Here is a 21,281-nt window from a genome sequence, read left to right on the forward strand (position 1 = left end):
CGAGATGTGTTCTTAAAGGTCGGGAGGCAACGCGTGCTCCCGACAGGACATTCATCGTGTAACAGCACTCAATTAGAAGCGGTAACTCACAGACGTACCGAGCCCGTTCGCACTGTTCTTAAATTTGGCACTGTATGCACCTCTGTTCGCAGAGGCGTCGTTGATCCGCACGCTCTCCTCCCATAGGTAGGAATAAGCAACGTCGATCGTGACATTGTCCGCCGGAGTCCAGCCAGCACCGAAGCTGATAACCTTCCGGTCACCCGTAGGAATACGTGGTCCACGGTTGGTGTTGTTGGTGGGAGACTGGTCGACCGAGAAGCCTGCGCGAAGTACCCATTGGCTGTTCAATTTGTACGCCGTGCCGATAGCGTGAGCCCACGTATCATGCCAGTTCTGTTCTTCGGTAATCGTGCCCAGCGAGCCGCTCAACAAAGGGGGTAAACCCGTGTTCTCGATGGTTAATTCTTTAAAGCGACTCCAGCGTGTCCAGGTACTCCCCAAATATAGAGTCCAGTCATTATTGAGCTGATGAGTCACCGAGAAATCCACTGACTCTGGGGTATCCACATCCAGCGATGCGTCATAACTCCGGCCGCTGACCCCCAACACACTAAAGATGCCGTCGGTGACCTTGGTCTTGGCGTCCAAGTGGTAACTGACCTTGGAATGGTAAGTCATGCCCAAGCGAGTTTGGTCTGTAGCCTGCACCAGGATACCGGCGTTGAAACCGAGGGCCGTGTCATCGCCCGTGCTTTTGAGTTTTCCGTCATTGCGACCTGGGCTAAGTGGATTGGGCACCATCCCGGACAGCTCACCGGTGATGCGGTTGATGGTCGGACCGAACCCGATCGAAACTTTGTCGTTAAAGGCATAGCTGATGGTGGGCTGGAACGTAAGGGTCGTGACCTCACTTTTGTTGGCGTAGTAACGCCCGGCAAAACCGCTGCCATAGTCAGTCATCAGACCGAAAGGTACATAAAAACCTACACCGAACGCCCAATGCTCATCGATGGGTTTGACGTAGTAACCCATAGGCACTGTGGTGGTTGGCACCATGTCGCCGTCTTCCTGGCCTCCGAATGTACTGCGGGTTTGGCTTATGTCGGTCTTCGCGAATAGAGTCGCCGCGCCCACGCTGACCTGCTCTCTTTTCAATCGAGACATACCCGCCGGATTACCGAAGACCGTGCTCGCATCTTCAGCGGATGAGGAGCGCCCGGCAAACCCGGACCCCATCCCACTGACGCTTTGTTCATTGAGAGCGAAACCGCTTGCAAACACATTTGAATATGCGAGCACGACAGCGAGGCCAAATGGGCTCTTGAGCAACATTTTTTTCATTGTTTGAACTCTATGGGATCACTGAGATGAAGCAGTAGAAGTAACGGCCCACCATATTTATTCATGTGACCAATTCAGTCAACGGTCACAACGCGAATAAATGAAATGCCCTTCGACGACTGGAAGAAGGGCAAAGTGAAAAGCCGTTTTGGTGATGTGTCGCTTACACAGGCATGACGTAAAACCGTTAGCCGAAGGTCAAGGCATGAGGCTACGCAAAATGAGGTTGGCGGTGAGCGTGGGCGCCTCCTCGACATAATCGAGGTTGTACTGCAGGAGTAAAGGATTGACGAAAGGCCGCAAAGCCAGATGTATCGCTTCTACTGTTTCGTCCAGGGGAGTCTTGCGTTCAAATTCGCCGATCTCTCGCCCCTCCCGCACGATTTGCAACACGAAGCGTTTGATCTGTGCGTCATAAGCCTGCGTACTGGGCCAGCTTTCCGACGCCGCAAATGCCGCAATGTCATAGAGTTTTCGGTCGTTAAAGAACAGATTCACGCCTGTGGCGACCACAGTTTTGACCAATCGTCGAAAGCGTTCCGTCGGCGACAGGTCTTCTACATTGATCGCCTGCTCCACAGCCGCGACGATTTCTGCCAGACAATTTGCACAGATGGCTTCACCGATCGCCTGCTTGGAATCAAAAAATTTGTAGATGTAGGCCTTGGAAAACCCAATGGCCCTAGCCAGGTCGGAAACCGTGGTTTTGCCGTAGCCGTACTGACTGAAGTGTTCGTTGGCCGCCGCAACAATCTGGTCTCGAATGTCGTGATCGGCTGGGCCACGGGGGCTGGGCGAAGCTGAAGATATTGATGGCTGATTCATGGGAACAGCTTACTCACCCAATCGCCGACTGACAACTTGTGACCGATAAGATATCTAGTCACGAATCGGCCATTTTGAACGACTTTTCCGAGCGCCCACAAACTTCATCACTTGAGCCGGTCGACAGTGGCTGCCTCGAGGAGTTGTTGCAGCGCGACACACGACTGATTTATTGGAGAACATTATCTGATAGTCCTTCAGTGGTGAGTGCGGCCGCTCCTGACACCGTTGACTATCGGCTGTGGATTCAACCGGTTGATGAGATCGCACAGGTCAACCTCACCTTCTGCCGCTGGATTGGCTACCGCAGGAGTGAGCTGGGTGCGGCCGCCGAGACTGGTTCGGGGAACGTAACTGCGAACGAAGGTGTCATCTGTATTAGGCACCGTGGTGTCGCAATCCTGTTGGGATAGAGAGGTGGTTTTCATGAACAATATTATCTACATCGTCGGGGCAGTTGTGATTGTCCTGGGTTATTCTATCGTTTGTCGGCCTTGTATAGCCTTAGCTGCCAGCTGAGAACCGTCCTGATGGCGCCTGCCTGACAGGGTGTATTTATGTTGCTACCCCCTGCCCTCGCAACATCGCAATATCCCGCTTGGGGGGTACGCCAAACAGACGGCTGTATTCGCGGCTGAACTGCGATGGGCTTTCATAGCCGACCTGGTAGGCTGCGCTTGATACTTCCTGATGCTCGTTGAGCATCAATCGCCTCGCCTCGTTCAATCGCAACCACTTCTGGTACTGCAACGGGCTCATCGAGGTGAGCTGGCGGAAGTGGTGATGAAAGGTGGGTGTGCTCATCTGCACTCGCGCCGCAAGTTCTTCGACGCGAAGCGCCGAGGCGTAATTCAACTTCAGCCAGTCGATGGCTTTTGCGATGCGATAACCCTGGCCATCGACCGAGGTAATCTGCCGCAACCTGGCAGCCTGATCACTCTTCAAGAGACGATAGTGAATTTCGCGCTGAATCAGGGGCGCAAGCACAGGGATGGCTTCAGGCTCATCGAGTAGCGCCAGCAAGCGCTCGAACGACGCCAACATGGCAGGCGTTACTGAACCAATCCCGACACCTTTCACCACTGATCGATCACGGGTTGGCGGCAAGTCACCCTGCACTATCAGCTCAGCCAGCATGCGCAGATCGAGCTTCAAAGTCAGCCCCAGGCATGGCTGCTCCGGGCTTGCCACCAGCACCTCAGAATTGGCGGGCAAGTCCAATGAGGTGATCAGAAATCGCGACGTGTCATACGGGTAACCCTCGCCACCGACCCACAGCTGTTTCTCCCCCTGGGCGACGAGGATGATGCTTGGCTCGACCATGCAGACGACGGGCGGCGACGGATGTTCGCGCCTGAAAAAGCCCAGGCCCGCAATGGGCGTTCCGTAGTCACCTGGTTTCGGGATCTGCTCGCCAATGATCCGCGCAAGCGTTTCTTGTGGCGACAGGTGTTGAGCAGCAGTGTCGTGTTTGATCGTCATGTTCGCCTTGTACCTCTTCGCTGAACTCTAACTCGCCCGCTCGCGACCGTCCTGCAAAAAAACAGAGACTCATAGAATCAGGCAAGTAATCCAGCGCAATGCACTACAGGGAGTCTGGGCAGAGCCGGAAAATGTTCATCCGACAAAGCCATTGAGGACTCTCCCATGCTTGTACAAGCCTATGGTGCTCATGCGGGTGACAAGCCCCTTGAACCGTTGCAAATCATTCGCCGTACACCCGCCGCCCATGACGTTCAGATCGATATCGCCTTTTGCGGCATCTGCCATTCGGACTTGCACCAGGTGCGCGCCGAGTGGGCAGGCACGCAATTTCCCTGCGTACCGGGGCACGAAATTGTGGGTCGTGTATCGGCGGTCGGCGCGCATGTTGTGGATTTCAAAGTCGGCGATCTGGTCGGTGTCGGTTGCATCGTCGACAGCTGCAAACACTGTGAAGACTGTGCCACGGGGCTGGAAAACTATTGCGACGGCATGGTCGGCACCTACAACTTCCCGACCCCGGACGCACCTGGCTGGACGCTCGGCGGCTACTCACAAAACATCGTGGTGCATGAACGTTATGTTCTGCGTATCCGCCATCCCGAAAAACAACTGGCCGCCGTCGCACCACTGCTGTGTGCGGGCATCACCACCTACTCCCCACTCCGTCACTGGAACGCCGGTCCGGGCAAGAAAATCGGCGTGGTCGGCATTGGTGGCCTGGGCCACATGGGCATCAAGCTGGCCCACGCGATGGGCGCCCACGTTGTGGCGTTCACTACATCCGAATCCAAGCGCGAAGCGGCGAAGGAGTTGGGCGCTGACGAAGTGGTGGTATCGCGCAACGCTGAGGAGATGGCCGCGCATGCCAAGAGCTTCGACTTCATCCTCAACACCGTCGCAGCCCCCCACGATCTCGATGCCTTCCTGGTTCTACTCAAGCGCGATGGTGCGCTGACCCTGGTCGGTGCGCCCGCCTCGCCGCATCCATCGCCCAACGTGTTCAACCTGATCATGAAACGACGAACGATTGCCGGCTCGATGATCGGCGGTATCCCCGAGACACAGGAGATGCTGGATTTCTGCGCCGAGCACGGCATCGTCGCCGACATCGAGTTGGTCCGGGTCGATCAGATCAACGAATCCTATGAGCGGATGCTCAAGGGCGACGTCAAGTATCGCTTCGTGATCGACAACGCCACATTGGCTGGCTAAGCGAAAGGCGCCAGCGAATAACCACTCATCAAAAGGACTATCCAGTGAAAGGCATTTTGCTTGCCCTAGGGCTGCTTGCTACCTCTTTTTCTTCAACGGGAGCCGATCTGTCGAACGGCGCGGACAACTTCTACAAAAGCGAAAAAGTGACGGTAGAAAAGGTCACCTTCAAGAATCAATACGGCATGAAGGTGGTGGGCAATCTGTTCATCCTGAAGAACCTCAATCCTCAATCGAAGAGTGCCGCGATCATTGTCGGTCATCCAATGGGGGCAGTGAAGGAGCAGAGTGCAAACCTCTACGCCACAAAAATGGCCGAGCAGGGATTTGTCACACTGTCGCTGGACTTGTCCTTCTGGGGTGAAAGTGAGGGCACGCCTCGCCAGGCCGTTTCGCCTGATATCTACGCCGAAGACTTCAGTGCCGCCGTGGACTTTCTCGGCTCTCGCCCATTGGTCGACCGTGAACGTATCGGCGTCATCGGTATTTGCGGCAGTGGCAGCTTCGCCATCAGTGCGGCCAAGATCGATCCGCGTCTGAAGGCCATCGCCACCGTCAGCATGTACGACATGGGCGCCGCCAATCGTAATGGCCTCAAGCACAGTGTAACGATCGAACAACGCCAGCAAATCATTCGCGAAGCGGCGCAGCAGCGCAACGCCGAATTCTGGGGTGGCGAAGTCCGCTATACCAGCGGCTCACCACTGAAGCTAACCGGCAACGCCGTGGGTGACGAGTTCTACGATTTCTATCGCACACCGCGTGGTGAGGTCACCCCTGCCGGCGCATCGGCGCAGACAACCACCATGCCGACGCTGACCAGCAACGTGAAATTCATGAACTTCTATCCGTTCAACGACATCGAGACGATCTCCCCTCGCCCACTGCTGTTCATTGCTGGCGCCCGGGCACACTCACTCGAGTTCAGTGAGGATGCCTACAAACGCGCGGCAGAACCTAAAGAACTGCTCATCATTCCAGATGCCGGCCATGTGGATCTTTACGACCGGGTCAACCTCATACCATTCGCCAAGTTGACCACGTTCTTCAAAAGCAACCTGAAGTAGCCTGAACAGAGCCCTGGCCGGGCATCCGTTCTCACGCGCGGCCTCGTTCCCGGGGCCGCGACGCTTCGCGCATTACAGGATTCAATCAATGATCCAACACACGCTCTCAGCCCCGCGAAAACCTGAACAATCATGGGGTGCCGTATTCGCCATGTCGCTCGCCGCCTTCGTCCTGGTGGCATCGGAGTTCATGCCCGTCAGCCTGCTGACACCGATTGCTGCCGATTTGCATATCACCGAGGGGCAAGCGGGCCAGGGCCTTTCCGTCTCCGGGTTGTTTGCGCTGTTTGCCAGCCTCCTGACCGCTTCGGTGGCGGCGCGGGTCGACCGCAAGTCACTGCTGTTGTCCCTGACGCTGCTGATGATCGTTTCGGGAACCGTGGTCGCGTTCGCGCCGAACTACTGGGTGTTCATGGCCGGCCGCGCGCTGATCGGCGTGGCAATTGGTGGCTTCTGGTCATTATCGGCGGCAACTGCCATACGCCTGGTGCCTGACGACCAGATCGCTCGCGCCATGGCAGTCGTCAATGGCGGCAACGCTCTTGCGACAGTGATTGCAGCACCTCTGGGCAGTTTTCTCGGAGCCTTCATCGGATGGCGCGGTGCATTTTTGTGCGTCATCCCGGTCGCGGTAATCGCCAGCCTCTGGCTTTGGGTGAGCCTTCCTGCGATGAAGTCGCAAAGCGGTTCAGGCACTGGAAATGTTTTCAGGTTGATGAAAAGCACACCAGTCGCGTTAGGCATGGCGGCGGTCAGTGTCTTTTTCATGGGCCAGTTCATGCTATTTACCTACCTGCGCCCGTTCCTTGAAACGGTCACGCACGTCAGTATTTCCATCCTGTCACTGATGTTGCTCGTCCTCGGTCTGGCAGGCCTCGCGGGAACCTTCCTGATTGAAGCATTCTTGAAAAATGGCCTGCATCGCACCCTCATCGTCATCCCGATATTGATGGCGGCGATCGCGCTGGCACTCGTTTCGTTCGGCAGCTCTGTGACTACCACCACCGTCTTGTTGGGTCTCTGGGGGTTGGTTGCGACCGCGGCACCGGTGGGATGGTGGACATGGCTGGCCAGAACATTGCCAGAGGATGCTGAAGCCGGAGGCGGCTTAATGGTGGCGATCATCCAACTGGCCATTGCATCGGGGGCGACGGTTGGCGGGTTGGTCTTTGACTCAAGCGGCTATCGAACGACCTTCGAGTTAAGCGCCGCGTCGCTGGGCGTGGCGGCTGTTCTTGCCTTCCTGGCTGCACGCGCAGCCTCGCGGGAGCCTGTTGCATCGGTGAACATCGCTTGAAAAAACCACAAGACGCGCCAAGGCGTTTCTTGTGGTTTCGGTGGAGCAAACGTTCGGAGCCGGACGGTAAAATCAGCGTGCGCTGTCGATGATTTGGCCACCGTCCGGCGTCAGGCTGTACCCCGTCAAAAATTGCCCATCCTTGCTGGCGAGAAACAGCACCACCGGCGCAATGTCCTCTTCGGGTGATCCATAACGGCCAAGTACGTTAGTGGGTGCAGGCACATCGGCCACAGTACCCCAAGTGTCTGCGACCGGCATGACATTGTTCACCGTTCCGCAAAGAGCCGTGGACGTTGATTACCTATTCAGGGGCAGATTAATCGCTGCTGGCGCCGTTCCGGGCAAACAAAATGATCACCCTTGAAATAGCTGACAGCCGACTGTTCTATGTACAGGCTCAAGGGACAAGCTTTCTTCTCTCGATGGGGACAGACAAGACAATGCTTGTACGTGTCTCACCGTACGCGTTGATCTTCGCAATGATATTTTCGATATCGACCATTGACCTGGCATAGATCCTGATCAGGTAGGAGTCGTTACCCGTGACGTGCAGGCACTCAACGACTTCGGGTATGTCGTTGAGCGTCGCTATCAATTTGGATTTCGCAGGCTTGAGGGTGGTCATGCCGACGACAGCAGATATGCCGAACCCTAGTTTGGTTGGATCTAACTGAGCGCTATATCCCTTGATGACCCCAGAGTCTTCGAGCTTTCGCAACCGATCAGTGGTGGCGGGAATAGAAAGACCTGCGTGCTTGGACAGCTCCGTGATGGAAATGCGACCAAAGTCCTGCACCTTCCCCAAGATTTTGATGTCTATACGATCCATGTAAGCTCCCACAGCAATAAAGTATAAATTTTAATGAAAAGCACCCGGTTTTCATTAAAAAATAATGCACCAAAATAAAGCAGAGTGCTAGTCTATTTGCAGCCCGGTAAAGCCTAACAAGAACCCGGGCAATCAATAGCTCTGAATCCTTAGCATTACGCACTGCATAATAAAATATTCTCCTCCAGGGATGGTGTTCGTATGGAAGATGAAAAAATAAAGTGTGAAAAAAAATCCTATCCATCATTCGCGAATTATATTGGAACGCAAGTCCTAAGTTTTCGTGATTTCAAGATGGATCAGATTTTTATGTATCTGGCTGGCGTCGCCCTTTTCTCGGTGGGGGCCAAGCTTTTCATAGTCAGTCAACTGGGGACTGACCCCTTAGATGTCCTGATCATCTCGATAAATAAAATACTCATGCTCGGAATGGGCGTTTGTTCGGGTATCGTTTCTCTATTCTTTCTGCTGTGGTGGATGCTCTGGAACAAGAAATATGCTCCGATAAGCCCATTTATTACAACGACACTTACAGGCCTGTTGATTGACCTCTGGTCCGTGCTGGGGCTTGGAGAGTATTTGATTGTCAGAGTGAATGAGTACACGATGTTGGCGATGGGTCTGGTGCTGTGTGCTTATTCGTCTGCACTGATTATCATGAGCGGTATTGGTATCAGAATCATGGACCTTGTGGTGCTTACCATGGTGTCCAAATGGGCGTGGTCATTCACCAAAGCCAAAATGATAATTGAAATTGGCATCTTTTCAACCGGATGGCTTCTAGGCGGGCCCTTCGGTGTGGGAACCATTGCATTCTTGTTGGTCATAGGCCCTCTTATACAGCCATTCATGAATATAAACGCCAGGCGTTTTTCACTTAAGAATTATGGATTGACCAGCGTTTCTTCCGCCTATCAATAACTACTAGGGGATTGCTGCCACTGTGGCGGCGGGATTGTTTCGCCTCGACTATTTAAACCGATGATATTGACAGCAACTTCCGTGAAATGAGGAGTGAGAGATGGACACTACAAAAAATAAGAACTGGACCTTGGAAAGCACGCCTGCAAAGCTGGAAGAAATACTCCCGAACGGCGTTGTAAAGTGTCATCTTTCTCCCCGAAACTGTGTCATTCAGGAGGGTAAAGTAGGTTTTTGCAAGGTGCGCGGAAACAGAGGCGGCCGGTTAGTTACATTGAATTATGGCAAAGGCGTTCACAGCACCGAAGAGACCATCGAAACCGAGGCGGTATTCCACTTTGCTCCCGGAGAGCGAATCCTTTCCCTAGGCAATATCGGCTGCATGCTTAACTGCGGTTACTGCCACAATTGGAAGACCTCTCAGGCCAAGTATGTGACAGACAAAGATGTTTACTACTATACGCCTGAACAGGTTGTAGAAACTGCCTTGAAGCATGGTATACGCGTTATCTCCTGGACGTATAACGACCCTGTTGTCTGGCATGAATTCATCCTCGACACGGCAAAGCTGGCAAAAGAAGCGGGCTTAATCAATTTATATAAATCAGCTTTTTTTATCAGTGAAGAAGCCATTGACGAACTATTGCCAGTCATCGACATATTCTCGATTTCGCTAAAATCCATCTCCCCCGAGTACTATCGAAAAGTCACAACAGGCTGGGTAGAGCCCGTTCTGGCTGGCATCAAGAAAGTATACGATGCTGGTAAATATGTTGAAGTCAGCACCTTGATGGTTACCGATATCAGTGACGATGAGGATACCGCCAGGAAAATTAGCCAGTGGGTGCTGGATGAACTGGGCCCGAATGTACCACTCCACTTTGTAAGGTTTCACCCTGATTATAAAATGAGTAATAGCATCAGGACGCCCGTGGATAGACTCCTGAAGGCTCGGGACATTGCCCGGAGCATGGGGGTTGAGCATGTTTATCTGGGTAACGTAAATGATGTCGAGGGCACCAATACCAACTGCAATAATTGTAACGCTCTACTCGTTACCCGCTACGGTTTGAATGCTGAACTAATCGGATTGGATAGCAACGGTTGCTGTGCCCGTTGTGGGCACGACGCACACTTCAAGTTACTGGGCGAACACAAAGCGAACACACCTGTTGAACTGCGAGAGGCTGCATTGACCTCTTACGAGAAGCGAAAGTTCGAGTGGCATGGGGATATCGTATCGCTGCACGCCCAAGTGCTGAATACTGAAGACTTTGAACAGACCGTCTACCTGCGGCGCAACTATACCGACGGGCTCAACAGTGATTGGAAATCACTGACATTGCGGCCGTATGAAAGCTATCGATTCATTATTGCCAAGGCACGAATTGATGAATCAGGCCCTGAAGTCTGGCTTCCCAAGGGGGTGAACTCAAATCTTCATGAAGTATTCGACAGGGCTCACTTCCCAACCGAGTCGATTGAAGAGATTGGTATTTCGCAAAACGACATCACGCCGACCATTGGGTATGAGGGCAAGCAGAACATGTATGAGCAGGTTATCAAACTGGTGAGCAAATCATGAATGTGTCTACTGAAATTCTCCATATCAGGGTCGATGACCGAGAAGCCCATCCATCCGTGACGCCTATTTATCAGTGCAGCGCTTTTAGCGCTGACTCGGCCTTCTTCTACTCGAGAAAAGCCAATCCCAATGTGACTGAGCTGGAACAGGTTGTCGCTGCACTGGAAGGAAGCGAATACGCCTTGGCCTACAGCACCGGAATGAGTGCCATCTACATGGTGCTGGAGCTGCTGAAACCCGGTGGGTCGCTGGTGATCAACAAATATATCTATGGCTGTTCTTATAAGCTGTTTCAGCGATATGCGGCACGTATCGGTGCGAAACTGACGATTCTGGATCTCACTACGGAAAGTGGATTGAAAGAGTTGCCGTCGGACGTGGACATGGTCATTTTCGAAACGCCGACCAACCCCTTCCTGAAAGATATTGATATTCATGCGGTCAGCAAGGCGGTTAAGCAAAACAACCCACACGCTCTGGTGGTCGTTGACAACACGTGGGCCACTCCGATATTTCAAAAGCCTCTGAACTTCGGCGCGGATATTTCTCTGTACAGCGCAACGAAGTATTTCTCCGGGCATAGCGATGTCATGGGCGGCCTGGTACTCGTCAACAATGAAATGATTTATACGCGCCTCCTCGAAGGCCGCTTTTACTCAGGCTCAATATTAGCGCCTAATAGCGCATGGCTGCTTCGCAGAAGCATGCAGACATTTAACCTGCGCATGGAGAAACACAGCAACACAACCTCCAGCATGCTCAACTATCTACGGGAACTGCCCTTTATTGAGCATGTATATTATCCACGAGTCGATGGTAAACAATTGACCGGCTACGGTGGCATTGTGTTTGTTGATATTCGGCCCGATCTGGTCCCCTTTTACAAAACCTTCACCAGCTCCCTCAAATGGTTTGGAACGGGTACGGGAATGGCCTGTGTCACGTCAATGGTTGCGCAACCCTTTAGTGGAAGCCATGCCTCGATGACTGAGCAGGAAAAAGCGGATATGGGAATTGAAAAGGGTTTGGTTCGATTGTGTTTTGGTTTAGAGGCCCTTGAGGATCTTAAAGAGGATCTGCTTCAGGCATTTGTAGCCATGGAAAATATGGCCGATCAAAAAAGCGCACTTAAACCTGCGTAACAGATGTTAATCATGAGCAACGAGCCTTCAATGGCTCGTTGCTTTTTATGGAGAAGCGAGATTGCCCAGCGTACTCGAAAAAACGATATTCGAAGACCCTACTCTGAACGTTATCCATCTTCTAAATTCCATTTCCAGTGAAAATCCAGAGGCAATCTCTCTGGCGTCCGGTCGACCTGACGACGAGCAATGCGACCTGTCCCTCATCGATAAAGGGCTGGCCAGCTATACACGATACGCCGTCGATACGGAACACTCACTTGCGACACTACTTTGCCAATATGGAAAAACCACCGGGATTATCAACGGTATAATAGCCGAACACTTGCAGGTGGATGAAGGCATAAAGATTTTCAACCCTGAAAGTATTGTCGTGTGCATGGGGTTTCAGGAAGCTGCGACCTTGACACTGCTATCAATTTTTGAAGGAGGTGGTGTTTTATTAGTGCCTGACCCTGTGTTTTCCGGAATAACGGGTATTGCGAAATTATTAAGAATAAAAATTGTACCCGTTCCCGAGGACACCTTCCTCGATCCATCTGCCCTGCGCAAGGTAGCTGAAGATCTTGAGTCCAGGGGGGAAAAGGTAAAAGCGCTGTACGCGATTTCAGATTTTAGTAACCCTACTGCTAACAGCCTGTCCTATGAAGACAGAAAGGCCATGCTCTCCTTGGCCAATGAAATGAATTTTTTTATCCTGGAGGATAATGCCTACAGCTACTTCAGGTACGAGGGAGATAAAATCCCCTTGATGAAGTCAATCGACAGTAGTCGAGTATTCCTTCTTGGCTCTTTTGCAAAGTCAATTTTTCCGGGATTGCGTATGGGCTATGTAGTCGCCCCGGAGAACGCTGGGGTGATTTCCTTCAGCGCCAGGTTATGTAAAGCCAAAAGCTTGATCACCGTCAATACACCTGCCCTGTGCCAGGCAATTGTCGGAGGTTTGCTGATAGAGAACAATTACTCTTTAAAACAGCTTAATCAACCAAGAGTGTTGTCTTACAGGCAAAAAAGAAACTATATGATTGAATGCCTTGAACGTGAATTCCCGGTCAAGGCTGACTCTCGAAGAAGTGTCACCTGGAACCATCCAGAGGGAGGCTTTTTCATCAATGTACAGCTGCCTTTCACATTTGGATGTTTTGAAATGTACGAGTGCGCCAGGAACTTCAAGGTTATTGTATTTCCCACTTCCTTGTTTTCGCTGACGAATCAGGCTGTCACTCAGGTCAGGTTGTCGTTTAGCAATGCGACAGAATCAGAAATCAAACAAGCGATAGGCAGCCTCAGGGCGTACGTTGAATCCAGAATGCAGTAAAGTATCCTCCCGTCAGACCGTAGGGGATTGATGCCAAGGCTTACTCATCAGTCAATGAGAAATAAGCCTTGCCTCATTTCCCTATTAAGCTGCTGTGGCGAGCATAACGCCAGTGGCTACTTGGTAGGCACCCAGAATGGTGATGGTTGACCCGGAGAAATAGTTGATCAACCTGAGCTTTGATTGGGAAATTCTGGTCTTGAATATGGAGGAGAATCCGCTCAATCCCAGCCACCAGACAGCCGAGCCTAGAAATATACCTGTCACCATAGGCAGCACTGAGTGCTGACCGCTTTGATCATTAGCCATGCTGTCGCTCATGGCAGCAAATATCGCAATAAACGACAGGATGGTCATTGGGTTCGACAGTGTCAAAAACAGTGTACTCAAGTAGGCTTTTAACAGGTTGGCTCGTTCACCCGCCAGGGCTGTTGAGCTCGCTTTCGATCTTATTGTTTGATAGCCAATGTACGCGAGGAACACCCCCCCCAAAATACACAACCATGGCTTAAAGCTAATGAGTGTCGCTATGATGACTGTGATTCCCAGCGCACCGACAAATCCATAGATCGAATCGGCTGTGGCCGCCCCTAACCCTGTCGCGAAACCTGCTCTCCATCCAAGCGCAAGGCTCCTCTGTATGCACAACAACCCAATGGGTCCCACAGGGGCTGCAATACAAAGCCCAATGATCATCGACTTAATGAAAATCAACATAAATGCACCTCCGCAATTGATGCTTAAAGGTTAGGGGAAGTGCATCTTTTTATGAATTAATTATTAATTCCCATAGAGGCTTTTTCGATAATTTTGTAAGTAGTATTCTTATCTTTCCTTCATTATTAAGGTGAACCCTGTGATGAGCCTTACTAAACACGATCGGGATGCCATTCGCCTTTGACGATGATGCCGGCCAGGACGTTGCAGGCATTCCTGGACGACTTGGGTTTTGAAGGGCTTTGGATAAGAGGTTCGTTGGCGCATGGCGATCCGCTTGTGAGGCTAAAAATGGTGTCCACTGGGTCCATCCATATGACAGGATAGTTCGCGCAACTTGCACCGGGATCTGTTTACCAACGCATTCAAGATCGGCCCGCAATCCCCAGAGCCGCTCATGCATTCAGCCTGCGTCGCCTTCGGCATGGAGCGTCTGCTGTTGTCGCTGCTGGCGCAGATTGGAAATCCCGACACACTGCTGGCTCTTTTACGCGATGTGTTGGGCGACCATCGCGGCAGCCGCGAGACAAAGGAATGTGAATATGCGGCACTGGTTTGACGCAGGGGTGGCGAAAAGAATCGCCATCGTCTCGTTTCCGTTGATGGGGACGATGGTCGGCAATTTATTGATGATGCTTGTCGACAGGCTATGCCTGGCACACTACTCACAAGATACGCTGGCCGCCTCCGGTCCAGCAGTATTCACGAGCATGGCGATCATCGCTTTCTTCTGTAGCACCGTAGGCGTGTCACGTTCCTTTATTGCACAAGCGAATGGTCGATCGGGGCTCAGCGAGGCTTGGAATGAAGCCGCACTGGGGCTGCTCCTTGGTATTGCCTGCGGTGCCCTGCTGTTTGTCGCCGCTCCGTTGATCGCGATGATCCCACAGCTCAGCTCCCGCCCACCGCAGATTGTCAGCCTCGAATCGCAGTACATGCTCTGGGCGGCGATCTTCGGTGGCGTAATGACGATCGACACAGCGCTGTCCTCGTTCTTCAACGGTGTGGGTCGAACCCGCGAAACGCTCATGGTCGGCATCGTTGGTCAAGTAGTCGACTCAATCTTCACCGTCGGCCTGGTCTTCGGAAAGTTCGGGCTGCCCGAAATGGGAATGGCCGGAGCCGCTATCGGTACGTTGATCGGCACTCTGTCCATGCTGACGTGCTACGCAGTAATGCTGCCTCGAGAAATCTGGCTTGAGTTGATGAACATCTTCATTGCCCGTAGCGAGCGCCTACTGCCTCGGCTGTTTTTCCGGCTGCGTAGAGGTGTTCCCAGTGGCTTATCCGCCGGGGTGGATCAGCTCGGCAACACTGCATTCATCTGGATAGTCGCGGTACTGGGCTCTAGCGCGCTAGCGGCAAACAACGTCAATCTGACGATCAATTACCTGGGCATCATCCCGATCATCGGTTTGGGTATTGGTTACAGCATTCTGTGCGCCACTGCAGTGGGCAAGGAGCAATACACTGAGTTGGCAACGATCCTACGGGTGACCGTGACCATCGAGTTGTTCTACGTACTGCTGGTTTCCACCGTTCAAATCACTTTGCCACAGGTCTTGCTCAAGGCTTTCGGCGACCTGGGGCACAACCCGGAGATCGTCGCCCTGGCCATCGATACACAACGCGTACTGTGGACATTCTCCGCCGCCTTTGTCTTCTCTATGACGGGTGCAGCCGTCTTGGAGAGTATTGGCATGGCCAGATTTTCGCTGGTCGTGCGCCTGATTCTGATGTGGTTTATTAGCATTCCGTTGATCTATTACGTCGCAATGAGCAATCGCGATGTCCCGTCGTCGCTGATGACATGCTGGGTCATCGGTTCGGTGTTCGAATTTTCGATTGGCGCAATTTATTTCTGGCGAATCGCCAAAGCCATTCGAGGGGCCGAAAACCGTCTTCACGCCGATCCTCATCCGGCGAGCGAGAGCGCCCTATGAACCTGAATGAAGTCATTCGTTTCGCACCTTTAGCGATCAACAGCTTTACAGGAAGTCTGGCACAACTATCCAGACGAGGCGGTGTCCTCATCAATGAAGCACAACTGCTTGAGGCCGGCGACGGCTACCTCTGTACCGCGCAGGCCTCGATGAATGGGGCATGCCCGAATACACCTTCGCGGTTGAGAACGTCGGGCTTCGTGCTTGCAAGGCATTAGGCGCGCATGTGGCGCGATTGCCGATCGGTACAGATTGGGTCACGCAACTCAAGACGCTACTGATCGAGCACGCCGGCGTAGTCGTGTGGGTCAACTCTGCCTATCTGGTGGATTACGCGCCGGTCTACGGTAGCGACCCGGGTTATATGCACGCAGTGCTAGTGATTGGCATGAACGACACGTCCACCCACGTGAAGATTTTCGACTCACTTATCGTCGATCGCGAACCCTATGGTTGCGAGGCATGGCTGTCGCTTGAGGCGTTCGCCAGTGCGCACACTGATCGAGTGCGCACAGAGACCTACGACCAGGCGCGGGTATCGGCAGCGCGATTGCCGGCTTGGCGCCGGGCGAAGGAATCGCCGCTGCCATCCTCAGTGGAGAACTAGGCTTTATGGGCGGCGCTGCAGGAGCCGGCATCGGTAATCAGCTTGGAAAATAATTCCACCATGAATACTTGGCATGATAAGACTTTTGGCAGGACCGGCATATGGATTTGGCTTCCTGGAATAAGCCCTATTGTTCTTTTGGGAGTTTTTATTTTTCTTGCTTCTCCATACTATTACCTACAGGACTTTATAGGAGGTGAGATTTTATTAGGCCTGCCTGCTGCTTGGGGTATATTCTACATTTCCCAGGTCCGAACAGTACTGCAAGAAATTTCGCTGGATGATGATCGTATTTTAGGGAGGTTGTATTTCGGTAGACACATAGAGATCAAGGCGCCTGACATTAAGTCAATGTCTTATTATCCGATGACGTGGAAAATCCGACAAATCAACCTATTTGACCGAAATAAGCCCGGTATCAATATTGAGCTTCACAATGGCAGAATACTGCGAATAAATGCAAAAACCGAAGGGTTCGCCAGTTTGGTAGAAACATTAAAGGCGTTTGCTAAAGCATCCGACCAAATTTTTTGCAGCCTATAAAATAACTGTGATTTCTCCTCTGCACCACTCATATGGTGTCGTTCATAAATTTCGCAATTCCAAATCCAATAACGGGTACGGTTTTTGGCTGGTCGGGAACTGCTAGTTTAGATCGACATGGGAGCTGGTACGAGAGTGTATTAGGTGCAAGACTTGGAAAGTCTGCTAATATTATAACTGGAAGTATTACTGCATATGGAATTCGTGCATAATCTCATAACACCTGCCCCAGCAACATCCATGACTGCTATCATCAATAACGTCAATACTCCTCAGTTTGGTACGCAACAGTAGTGTGGTCGATAGGGTGATAATCATGATGCTCACCAGATTCGTATGTGCTCGCTCCCTGATCTTCTTAGTCTTGTTGTTCGGACTTGGATTGGGATGTTTGTCACTCTCTCAGGCTTCGGCATACGGAAACTGCCCTCCCGAAATGAATAGCCAAGCAGGGTCTTTTTTAGTTGATGCGCGTGGAGATTGGCCCTCCCTTTTCAAGCATCAGAGAGTCTTCGCTTCTTGTGATGATGGTGAGCTTGGCGAGGGCTATTCTGAAGCAGTGGCGAACCTCTTCGCCCAAGGATGGGATCAGTTCGATACATTTGCTGCACTTGCAAAAACACACCCTGACTTTCAAAATTGGGCGATGCGACATATCGATGCGACTGTCTCAGATGACGACCTAAATAGAATCATATTAAATTCCAATACATGCATTAATAATGCACCGGTGGAAAAACTTTGCAGGGTTATTCGACAGAGTGCTGAAAATGCCCTGATGGAATCTGCACGGATGCGACGATAAAATTTGGGATAGGTTCTACGCCTATGTCAGCGGCATCCTTGCTGTATGACGCCAACGGCAATATGACCAGTGACGGCAGCAATACCTACACTTGGGATTCGCGCCAGCGCCTGAGCACGCTCAAAGGCACCACGTCCGGGAGCTTCATTTATGACGCGGCCAACAGACGCAGCCAGAAGACGATTGCCGGACAGACCACCGGGTATGTTTTCGATGGCCTCAACCTGGTGCAAGAGCTGACCGGTGCCGTCCCCCCGACGGTGCGAGCCAATCTCCTCACGGGCGGTCTCGATAAAATCTTCAGCCGCACCGAGGCGGCAGCACCTACAGCTACTTGGTTGATGCACTGGGTTCAACTCAGGCTCTCACCGACAGCAGCGGAGCGCTCACCACGCAATACACCTATGACCCCTACGGCAAGACCAGCAGCAGCGGCTCCACCAGTGCTAACAGCCAGCAGTACACCGGGCGGGAAAATGATGGCACGGGAGTCTATTATTATCGGGCACGGTATGACTCTCCTAGCTTTGGACGGTTTATCTCAGGAGATCCGATTGGCTTGGCTGGAGGGCTTAATATCTATGCATATGTTCGTGGGAATCCGTTGAGTGGAATTGATCCATTAGGTCTTTTCGATATCCTCGCTTATAGCCAATGGATGAATTATCACGCACATACAAGTTCTCAGCATCAATGTACGAAGTATGTTCGGCGAGGTATCGAAGCTGGAGATGCAGATATTACTGGGCACCCTAGTGATGCGAAAAATTATGGGCTGACGTTGACAAACAATGGGTTTACGCCTATTCCTTCAGAAAATTACACTCCTCAAGCAGGTGATACCGTAGTATTTCAACCACATCCTGGCGGAAATCCGCCTGGATATATTGAAATATTCAATAGTGATCAATGGGTGTCGAATTTCAACAAAAATCATTTCTCACCAGGTATCGGATATGAAAACTCGACATATCAAATATATCGAGCACCAAATCAATAATATAAAATCTATAACATTAGCCTATTTGCGAAACCTGATATTCCTGCATGTCGCTGGAGTGCCGCTTCTATTTGCACAACCTGCCTACCCACAAGATGTCGAATCGACAGATATTGTATATCAACTATATAAGAATTATGGTTGGGAAGCGCTATTCTCATCTCCAGATGATGCCAAGAAGAGCATTGGAGACCCTCTTCTAATGCAATCGAAGGAAGAACTCGAGAAGTATTTTGATGACAAACTTGTGCACCTCATTTTAAAGGAGGCAGACTGTATTGCAACAAATCCCGGCGAGACTTGCAAGTTAGAGTTTAATCCAATATTTGCCTCACAAGATGCTTCCGCATCAGAATTGAGCATAAAGAGCATCAATCCAAGGCGCGTTGACGTGCAATTTGTTTATCCATCAAATCATGAAAAAATCAAGCTTTCGTATGTAATGATTGACTCTCCGAAAGGATGGAGAATTGCAGATATCAAATATATTGACAGTCATGCATCACTGAAGAATCTTCTGGAAAGATAAGGTAATGTAACCCCCACGGTACAAGCCAAATCTCCTCACGAGCGGCTTGGATGAAGTATTCAACCGCACCGAGGCCAGTGGCAGCACCTACAGCCACTTGGTTGATGCGCTGGGTTCAACCCCAAGCACTTGCCGACAGCACCCTTATGGCCAGACCAGTAGCAGCGGCTCCGCCAGTGTTAACAGCAGCAGTACACCGATCGAAAAAATGATGGCACGGGTCTCTATTACTATCGGGCACGGTATTACCAACCAGGTTTTGGGCGTTTTATCTCGGGAGATCCAATTGGTCTTGCGGGAGGGATAAATATATTTGCCTATGTATCGGGAAACCCGACAAATTTCATTGATCCATTTGGTTTAGAACTTACCCCAGTGCAGCAGGCAGCTGTGAAGATAGCAGCCCAAGACTGGTCAAGCTCCAACGTCCCATATGTCTGGGGCGGTGCTACGAAGACTGGGGCAGATTGTTCAGGATCCATTTCATCGATCTACAAACAAGCAGATATTGATATTGGACGAATGACAAGTGGCCAATTCTCTAGTAGCTTCCTCAAATAGAGATGTATGGAGCGCCTCACACACAGGAGGGCCAGTTTTTGCTCCCGCCAAAAGCTTCTGGTACGGCGCGCCGACTTTGTATCGTTACAAAGGAAATTAACCGATGAGCATCCCAAACATTAAGATCTTCATGATTGCAATTTCGTGCCTATTGCCGCCATTGACTGCATGGGCCAAATCACCCTGTGATGGTATTGACCGACGTTTAAACTTATCTGAAATACCGAAACTACGCATAGAGGTGGGACATCAATTAAATGTCGACAACGTAGAGATTTTACAATCTTTTAAAAGCCTTAGCTGGACGATTTTGTATGCAGCCTCAGATGAGACTGACCCTGCATTTTTATTTTATTCAGACAACCCAATCGACCATCACTTTATAACTCTATGGAGTGGCGGAGCGAAGCCTGATGAGGAGCAAGCTATTAGTTCATGGCTTCAGGAAAACGCCAAAGGCATTCCTACCAATCTAGCGAAATGTTTTGTATGGCATGTGACGAAAGATCGAGACATGTAAACAAATCTCCGTTCGAAAAGCTAAAACATCTTTCCCCATGCTGGGGGGAAGATCGATAATTTAGGCCACATCAAACAAGGTCAAGCCCGACTCCCCACATTGCTTTACGGTGAGGGCGGCAGTTGTCAAATATACGCCCCCAAGCGACAATCAGTTGCACTGGCAGCGAATGCACCCGATTAGCCCCGGAACTCCGCATTCCACCGATCGCCTTGGTGACACAATAAACACCATGAATAGAACCAACAACATTATCAGCCCTGATGGAACTGGAAGAATTACAGCATCTGTTAGTCCAATCGAATGACTAGTTTGACGACAAATGAGAACACCCTGCGTACGGGGGTAATTCTCCAGGAAAGATACTTCATTGATCTATTGAAAGGTGGTGCGCCATGATCATAAAAAAGTCGACACTTGAATTTTTGTTTACGCTACTCACACTTACAAGCTTAGGCATGCCAGCTTCGGGGAGTGATAGTTCACCCCATTGCCTAGAGGCAGTTATGATGTTTTTAACCACGCCAGAAAAGCGTACTCTTATTGCATTATCAGAAGCTAGCGAAACTGAATGCTGGTCGGTTATCGAGCAGTCGAACAGCAACCTCAACCAATTGATGCATTTGGTTGAACAAGGAAATGATTGGAGCGCTCAGTATTTAGTCGAGCACTTAAGAGTGCTAGATGGCGGAATTTTAGAAGACTCACTTATAGCGTTGGGGTTATTTTCTGACCACCATATGGAACGCTTATTGATTTTCGCAAAGAAAGGACAGCTCTCAAAGCAGGAACTCAGTGACACCTTAACCATGCTTCCACTTTCATTGAGTGATAATCCAGCGGGCCAATTGGATTATCTAAAAGCAAGAAGAAATCGAGTGATGCGTGTAACGAGAAAAAATCTATCTGAGCAAAAGACTCTAGCACTAAGCGCTATCGATAATTTTGAGTCCGAGATCAGGTCAAAAAACCCGCAACTCATTGAAAATCCTCAGCATTAGATTAGTGCTTTCATCACCCCCAAGCTC

At 51.1% G+C, this 21,281-nt stretch carries 25 protein-coding genes and 1 pseudogene; 20 read left to right on the top strand and 6 right to left on the bottom strand.

Features of this window, described 5'->3' with window-relative positions:
* Positions 1-72: 72 nt before the first annotated feature.
* Positions 73-1,344: an OmpP1/FadL family transporter gene (locus tag ACCC96_RS12425; protein ID WP_413695961.1), complete on the bottom strand. Its 1,272-nt coding sequence runs from the start codon at positions 1,342-1,344 to the stop codon at positions 73-75.
* A 198-nt stretch (positions 1,345-1,542) separates the two neighbouring features.
* A complete protein-coding gene (locus ACCC96_RS12430) occupies positions 1,543-2,169 on the bottom strand; it encodes a TetR/AcrR family transcriptional regulator (RefSeq protein WP_018927737.1) in 627 nt (208 codons plus the stop codon).
* Positions 2,170-2,207: 38 nt separating this feature from the next.
* Between ACCC96_RS12430 and ACCC96_RS12435 the strand changes: the two genes are divergently transcribed.
* Positions 2,208-2,582: a hypothetical protein gene (locus ACCC96_RS12435; RefSeq protein ID WP_413695962.1), complete on the top strand. Its 375-nt coding sequence runs from the start codon at positions 2,208-2,210 to the stop codon at positions 2,580-2,582.
* 142 nt (positions 2,583-2,724) lie between these two features.
* Here the strand turns inward: ACCC96_RS12435 and ACCC96_RS12440 are convergent, their stop codons facing one another.
* Positions 2,725-3,651, bottom strand: a complete 927-nt coding sequence (locus ACCC96_RS12440; protein WP_204125129.1) for an AraC family transcriptional regulator — start codon at positions 3,649-3,651, stop codon at positions 2,725-2,727.
* 165 nt (positions 3,652-3,816) lie between these two features.
* Between ACCC96_RS12440 and ACCC96_RS12445 the strand changes: the two genes are divergently transcribed.
* The 3 genes from ACCC96_RS12445 to ACCC96_RS12455 all read left to right on the top strand — a co-directional run bounded on the left by ACCC96_RS12445 (position 3,817) and on the right by ACCC96_RS12455 (position 7,230).
* Positions 3,817-4,866: an NAD(P)-dependent alcohol dehydrogenase gene (locus ACCC96_RS12445; protein ID WP_413695963.1), complete on the top strand. Its 1,050-nt coding sequence runs from the start codon at positions 3,817-3,819 to the stop codon at positions 4,864-4,866.
* Positions 4,867-4,910: 44 nt separating this feature from the next.
* Positions 4,911-5,933: an alpha/beta hydrolase gene (locus tag ACCC96_RS12450; RefSeq protein ID WP_413695964.1), complete on the top strand. Its 1,023-nt coding sequence runs from the start codon at positions 4,911-4,913 to the stop codon at positions 5,931-5,933.
* Positions 5,934-6,021: 88 nt separating this feature from the next.
* Complete coding sequence (locus ACCC96_RS12455) at positions 6,022-7,230, top strand: MFS transporter (protein WP_413695965.1); 1,209 nt, start codon at positions 6,022-6,024, stop codon at positions 7,228-7,230.
* Positions 7,231-7,302: 72 nt separating this feature from the next.
* On the opposite strand, the gene ACCC96_RS12460 is transcribed toward ACCC96_RS12455, so the two are convergent.
* Together ACCC96_RS12460 and ACCC96_RS12465 are read right to left on the bottom strand one after the other, a co-directional pair.
* On the bottom strand, positions 7,303-7,491 hold the full coding sequence (locus tag ACCC96_RS12460) for a short-chain dehydrogenase/reductase (protein WP_413695966.1): 189 nt from the start codon (positions 7,489-7,491) through the stop codon (positions 7,303-7,305).
* Between the two features lie 139 nt (positions 7,492-7,630).
* A complete protein-coding gene (locus ACCC96_RS12465) occupies positions 7,631-8,062 on the bottom strand; it encodes an Lrp/AsnC family transcriptional regulator (RefSeq protein WP_413695967.1) in 432 nt (143 codons plus the stop codon).
* Positions 8,063-8,263: 201 nt separating this feature from the next.
* Between ACCC96_RS12465 and ACCC96_RS12470 the strand changes: the two genes are divergently transcribed.
* The 4 genes from ACCC96_RS12470 to ACCC96_RS12485 all read left to right on the top strand — a co-directional run bounded on the left by ACCC96_RS12470 (position 8,264) and on the right by ACCC96_RS12485 (position 13,028).
* Positions 8,264-8,983, top strand: coding sequence for a YczE/YyaS/YitT family protein (locus ACCC96_RS12470; RefSeq protein ID WP_413695968.1), 720 nt, complete (start codon positions 8,264-8,266; stop codon positions 8,981-8,983).
* A 100-nt stretch (positions 8,984-9,083) separates the two neighbouring features.
* Positions 9,084-10,568, top strand: a complete 1,485-nt coding sequence (gene amrS, locus ACCC96_RS12475; protein ID WP_230172118.1) for an AmmeMemoRadiSam system radical SAM enzyme — start codon at positions 9,084-9,086, stop codon at positions 10,566-10,568.
* Positions 10,565-11,710 carry a trans-sulfuration enzyme family protein gene (locus tag ACCC96_RS12480; protein WP_413695969.1) on the top strand — a complete coding sequence of 382 codons (1,146 nt, stop codon included), beginning with the start codon at positions 10,565-10,567 and terminating at the stop codon, positions 11,708-11,710. Before amrS ends, ACCC96_RS12480 begins: the two co-directional genes overlap by 4 nt.
* Before the next feature lie 61 nt (positions 11,711-11,771).
* Complete coding sequence (locus ACCC96_RS12485) at positions 11,772-13,028, top strand: PLP-dependent aminotransferase family protein (protein WP_413695970.1); 1,257 nt, start codon at positions 11,772-11,774, stop codon at positions 13,026-13,028.
* Positions 13,029-13,112: 84 nt separating this feature from the next.
* Here the strand turns inward: ACCC96_RS12485 and ACCC96_RS12490 are convergent, their stop codons facing one another.
* Complete coding sequence (locus ACCC96_RS12490) at positions 13,113-13,745, bottom strand: LysE family translocator (RefSeq protein WP_413695971.1); 633 nt, start codon at positions 13,743-13,745, stop codon at positions 13,113-13,115.
* A 337-nt stretch (positions 13,746-14,082) separates the two neighbouring features.
* Here ACCC96_RS12490 and ACCC96_RS12495 point away from each other — a divergent pair, with 337 nt between their 5' ends.
* The 12 genes and pseudogenes from ACCC96_RS12495 to ACCC96_RS12550 all read left to right on the top strand — a co-directional run bounded on the left by ACCC96_RS12495 (position 14,083) and on the right by ACCC96_RS12550 (position 21,254).
* Positions 14,083-14,304 carry a hypothetical protein gene (locus ACCC96_RS12495; protein WP_064617124.1) on the top strand — a complete coding sequence of 74 codons (222 nt, stop codon included), beginning with the start codon at positions 14,083-14,085 and terminating at the stop codon, positions 14,302-14,304.
* Complete coding sequence (locus ACCC96_RS12500; protein WP_413695972.1) at positions 14,288-15,688, top strand: MATE family efflux transporter; 1,401 nt, start codon at positions 14,288-14,290, stop codon at positions 15,686-15,688. Before ACCC96_RS12495 ends, ACCC96_RS12500 begins: the two co-directional genes overlap by 17 nt.
* Complete coding sequence (locus ACCC96_RS12505; protein WP_413695973.1) at positions 15,685-15,906, top strand: hypothetical protein; 222 nt, start codon at positions 15,685-15,687, stop codon at positions 15,904-15,906. The genes ACCC96_RS12500 and ACCC96_RS12505 overlap by 4 nt, the downstream gene beginning before the upstream one ends.
* 17 nt (positions 15,907-15,923) lie before the next feature.
* Positions 15,924-16,295: a hypothetical protein gene (locus ACCC96_RS12510; protein WP_413695974.1), complete on the top strand. Its 372-nt coding sequence runs from the start codon at positions 15,924-15,926 to the stop codon at positions 16,293-16,295.
* 60 nt (positions 16,296-16,355) lie between these two features.
* Entirely contained in the window at positions 16,356-16,838 is a 483-nt protein-coding gene (locus ACCC96_RS12515) for a hypothetical protein (protein WP_413695975.1), read from the top strand.
* A 316-nt stretch (positions 16,839-17,154) separates the two neighbouring features.
* Positions 17,155-17,643 (top strand): hypothetical protein, encoded by a 489-nt coding sequence (locus ACCC96_RS12520; RefSeq protein WP_413695976.1) that lies wholly within the window; start codon positions 17,155-17,157, stop codon positions 17,641-17,643.
* 334 nt (positions 17,644-17,977) lie between these two features.
* Positions 17,978-18,643: an RHS repeat-associated core domain-containing protein gene (locus ACCC96_RS12525; RefSeq protein ID WP_413695977.1), complete on the top strand. Its 666-nt coding sequence runs from the start codon at positions 17,978-17,980 to the stop codon at positions 18,641-18,643.
* Positions 18,600-19,172: a hypothetical protein gene (locus tag ACCC96_RS12530; protein WP_413695978.1), complete on the top strand. Its 573-nt coding sequence runs from the start codon at positions 18,600-18,602 to the stop codon at positions 19,170-19,172. Before ACCC96_RS12525 ends, ACCC96_RS12530 begins: the two co-directional genes overlap by 44 nt.
* A gap of 249 nt (positions 19,173-19,421) precedes the next feature.
* Positions 19,422-19,475 (top strand): annotated as a pseudogene (locus ACCC96_RS12535) (hypothetical protein); the annotation flags it as partial.
* 6 nt (positions 19,476-19,481) lie between these two features.
* Entirely contained in the window at positions 19,482-19,733 is a 252-nt protein-coding gene (locus ACCC96_RS12540) for an NlpC/P60 family protein (RefSeq protein WP_413696010.1), read from the top strand.
* A 103-nt stretch (positions 19,734-19,836) separates the two neighbouring features.
* Positions 19,837-20,253 (top strand): hypothetical protein, encoded by a 417-nt coding sequence (locus ACCC96_RS12545; protein WP_258673609.1) that lies wholly within the window; start codon positions 19,837-19,839, stop codon positions 20,251-20,253.
* Positions 20,254-20,648: 395 nt separating this feature from the next.
* The gene (locus tag ACCC96_RS12550; RefSeq protein WP_413695979.1) at positions 20,649-21,254 is read left to right on the top strand and encodes a hypothetical protein; all 606 of its coding nucleotides are present in this window, start codon (positions 20,649-20,651) and stop codon (positions 21,252-21,254) included.
* The last annotated feature ends 27 nt before the right edge of the window (positions 21,255-21,281 follow it).

Origin of the sequence: Pseudomonas sp. Pseusp11, assembly GCF_047304405.1 — a bacterium.
GTDB lineage: Bacteria > Pseudomonadota > Gammaproteobacteria > Pseudomonadales > Pseudomonadaceae > Aquipseudomonas.